Source organism: Paeniroseomonas aquatica (genome assembly GCF_030409335.1).
Taxonomy (GTDB): domain Bacteria; phylum Pseudomonadota; class Alphaproteobacteria; order Acetobacterales; family Acetobacteraceae; genus Belnapia; species Belnapia aquatica.
In genome coordinates, this window is sequence record NZ_JAUFPN010000113.1 from 1 (window position 1) to 3605 (window position 3605).

General features: G+C 77.4%; 3 protein-coding genes and 1 pseudogene. 3 read left to right on the top strand and 1 reads right to left on the bottom strand.

Annotated features, from left to right (window positions below):
- From QWZ14_RS10610 to QWZ14_RS10620, 3 genes and pseudogenes are all read left to right on the top strand, one after another.
- Positions 1 to 517, top strand: a pseudogene (locus QWZ14_RS10610) (hypothetical protein); the annotation flags it as partial.
- Between the two features lie 73 nt (positions 518 to 590).
- Positions 591 to 2051 carry a hypothetical protein gene (locus QWZ14_RS10615; protein ID WP_290316631.1) on the top strand — a complete coding sequence of 487 codons (1461 nt, stop codon included), beginning with the start codon at positions 591 to 593 and terminating at the stop codon, positions 2049 to 2051.
- Entirely contained in the window at positions 2048 to 3040 is a 993-nt protein-coding gene (locus tag QWZ14_RS10620; protein ID WP_290316632.1) for a TAXI family TRAP transporter solute-binding subunit, read from the top strand. The genes QWZ14_RS10615 and QWZ14_RS10620 overlap by 4 nt, the downstream gene beginning before the upstream one ends.
- A 9-nt stretch (positions 3041 to 3049) precedes the next feature.
- Here QWZ14_RS10620 and QWZ14_RS10625 read toward each other — a convergent pair.
- Positions 3050 to 3605, bottom strand: a 556-nt coding sequence (locus QWZ14_RS10625; protein ID WP_290316633.1) for a TonB family protein, incomplete at its 5' end; no start/stop codon positions are given.

The following is a 3605-nucleotide window of genomic DNA, read 5'->3' on the forward strand; positions in this document are numbered from 1 at the left end:
CGCCGCCGCGCTGGTCGAGGTCTACAACCGCGGCAACCTGACCAACCTCATCCTGCTGACCGCGCTCCGCCTGGCGCTGGAGGGCGCCGCGCCGCCCGCGCCGCAGCCCGGGCCGGAGGTCGAGCCGCCCGAGATGCTGCCGCCGCCGCCGCCGCTGCCGCGGCTCGACTCCCTGGCGCCGGAAAGCGCGGCGCTGGTGCAGGGCCTGGCGGCGCGGCATCCCGGCGGGGTGGTGCCGAGCCTCTATCTCCACCTGGCGCATTGGCCGGGGCTGCTGGCGGCGCTGCCGGGCTGGGCCGGCAGCCTGGTGGAGCCGACGGCGGTGGCCGCGGGGCGGGATGCCATGCTGGCGCCGGCGACGGCCGAGGCGGCGGCGCTGCGGCTGCGGATGCCCGCCGCGCCGCTCGGCCATGCGGCCTCGGATGCCAGGGCGGCGATCGAGAATTTCTCCCGGCGGGTGATCCCGGCGATGGTGCCGGTCGGGCTCGGCCTGCGCCGCCTGCTCGCCCAGCCGTGATGCCAGGGCCCGAAGCCGCGGCCATCGACTTCCTATACCGTCCGTTTCCCTTTGCCTTGGTAGGACTGGATCCGTGCCGCTCCAACATGCCATGCCGCGCCAGCCGGGGGCGCTGATCGAGCCGCTGCCTCCCGTCGGCGAGGCCATGCCGGATCTGGCCGGGCTGGGCCAGGACTGGGTGCTGGTCAGCGGCGCCCGGCTGGGGGCCGATGCCATCGACATGGTGCTGCTGCATCCGCGCTGCGGCGTCGCCCTGCTGCAGGTGGCGCCGCGCTGGACGCTGGATGCGCCGGCACGGCTCCGCCAGCGGCTGGACCAGGCGCGCTTCGGCGCGATCTTCAACGGCCACCTGCCGGTGGTGCACCGGATGGTCTCGCCGCAGGTCCTGCCGGAGCTGCCGCGGCTGCTGGCCGAGGCCTTCGCCGGACAGCCGCCGCTCGACCTGCCTGGCGGCGATGCCTGGATGCGGGTCGTCCACCGCGCCCTGCTCGCCGCCCTGGCGGCGCCGGCCGCCGCCCCGGCCCGGGCCGGGCGCCGGCGCGGCCTGCCGGTGGCGGCGGGTCTCGGCCTGGCCGGGCTGCTGGCAGGCCTCGCCCTGCTGACCCGGACCGGCGGCCCGGAGCCGCGCGGCGTGCTGCCGGTGGGCATCACCGCGGCCGATGCGGCGGGGGTCTCCGAGGCGGTGGCGTTGCCGGGCCCGGCCATGCCCGCGGGGATGGTGACGGCGGCGGCAGCCAGCGAAGCCGCCGTCGCGCCCGAGCCCGCCCCGCCGCCTTCGGCCGCGGAGGCGCCGCCGGAGGCAACGCCGCTCGCGGACGAGGCCGCGCCGGTTCCGCCGCCGCCCTTCGTCGCCCCGCCGGTGACGGTCGCCGCACCCGGCCTAGCGGAACCGCCGCCGGTCGCGCTGGCGGCCCTGCCCTCGCCGCTGCCCCTGGCCCTGGCCCTGCCTACGGCACCGCACGTCGCCGGCGTGCCGGATGTGGCGGATGCCGCGGCACCGCCGCCGCCCTTCGTGCCGCCGCCGGTCCCGCCGGTCGCCGCCCTGCCCCGACCCCAGGCCGTGGCCCTGGCGCCGGAGGCGCCAGTCCAGAGAACACCTGAGGCGCCGGTTCAGCCAATGCCGGTGGCGCCGGTCCAGGCGATGTCGGAGGTGCCGCGCCTGCAGGCGCCGGCACCGGTGGCGCAGGTGCCGGCGGCGGCGCTGCCGGGACTGCCGGCGGCGCCCGCCCTCGTTGCCCCGCCGCCCGCCCCGGCCCGGCGCGCCGCCGCCGACCCGGCCGCCCTCTCGGCGCTGCTCCGGCGCGGCGAGGCGCTGCTGGCGATCGGCGACGTCTCCGGCGCCCGCCGCTTCTTCGAGCGGGTGGCCGAGGCCGGCCATGCCGCCGGGGCCCGGGCCATGGGCCGCACCTACGACCCGGAAGTCCTGGCGAGCCTGCAGGCCTGGAGCATGCTGCCCGACCCGGCCACCGCCGCGACCTGGTACCGCCGCGCGCGGGAGATGGAGGCCATGGCCATGATGGAGACGCCGCGATGAATGCCCGCCGCCGGGGGCTGCTGACCGCCGCCCTCCTCGCCGCCCCCGCCCTCGCCAATCGGGGGGCGGCCCAGGGCACCGGCCAGGGCACCGCCCCAGGGCTGCAGCCGTCGCTGAACAGCCTCAGCGCCCGCGCCAATGCCGGGACCGTCGGCGTCATCGCCGGCGGCATCGACGGCACCTATGCCCGCATCGCCGCCGACCTGGCGGGGGTGCTGGACGAGCCGGACGGGCTGCGGGTGCTGCCGATCCTCGGCAAGGGCTCGGTGCAGAACATCAGCGACATCCTGGTGCTGCGCGGCGTCGACGTCGGCATCGTGCAGTCAGACGTGCTGGCCTATGCCCGGCGGGAGCGCATGCTGCCCGGCGTCGACCAGCTCATCCAGTACATCGCCAAGCTCTACGACGAGGAGGTGCATGTGCTCGCCGCGCCGGGGATCGAGCGGCTGGCCGACCTCGCCGGCAAGCCGGTGAACGTCGACGGCCGCGGCAGCGGCACCGCGATGACCTCGACGCTGGTCTTCGACGGCATCGGGATCGAGCCGCGCTACGCCCCGCAGGACACCGCGCTCGAGCAATTGCGCCGGGGCGAGATCGCGGCGCTGGTCTATGTCGCGGGCAAGCCGGCGCGGCTGTTCAGCAGCATCCCGGCCGACAGCCGGCTGCGGCTGCTGCCGGTGCCGGCGACGCCGGCGCTGCTCGAGACCTACCTGCCCTCGACGCTGAGCCCGACCGACTACCCGACCCTGGTGACCGGCGCGCCGGTCGAGACCATCGCGGTGGGCGCCGTGATGGCCGCCTATGCCTGGCCGGCGGGGACCGAGCGGCACCGCAAAGTGGCGCGCTTCGTCGAGGCCTTCTTCGAGAAATTCCCCGCCTTCCTGCGGCCGCCGCGGCACCCGAAGTGGCGCGAGGTCAACCTCGCGGCGCAGGTTCCCGGCTGGACCCGCTTCGGCCCCGCCGCCGCCCGGGTGGCCGCCGCCCGCTAAGGCCCGGCGCTAGTTCCGGACCAGGATGTAGTTCATCGTGAAGTCGATGGTGACGCCCTTGGCATCCGCCCCGGGCGGGAAGGCAGGCAGCTGGGCGCCGCGGAACATCGAGACGGTGCCGGCATCCAGCCAGACCGAGCCCGAGGGGCCGATCAGCTGCACCGAGCGCACCCGCCCGTCCGGCTCGGCGATGACCCGGACCCGGCTCGGCCCCTGGTGGCCGGCGACGACGGCGTTCTGCGGATAGCGCTTGTGGTCGTCCACCCAGCGGCGGAAGGCGTTGCGCCAGTCTGGGCCGACCTCGGCGCCGCGCACCTCCGCCTCCGAATCCGGCGCGCTGCGGCCGGGTGAGGCCATCGGCCCCAGGTTGAGGTCGAGCCGCGAGCGCGGCGCATTGGGCCGCACCGGCTGGCTCGGCGGCGCCAGCGCCAGGGCATCGGGCAGCCAGACTCCCGGCAGCCGCTCGCTCGGCGTGGATGCGCGGGGCCGCGGCGGCGCGGGGGGCGCCGGCGGCGGTGGCGGCGGCACCCGCAGCGCCTCGGCCAGGGCCGGCGGCGGTGGCGGC

What these genes read in the sequence shown, in the direction of transcription:
- QWZ14_RS10620 (WP_290316632.1), top strand. Translation starts at nt 2,048, where the DNA reads ATGAATGCCCGCCGCCGGGGGCTGCTGACCGCCGCCCTCCTCGCCGCC.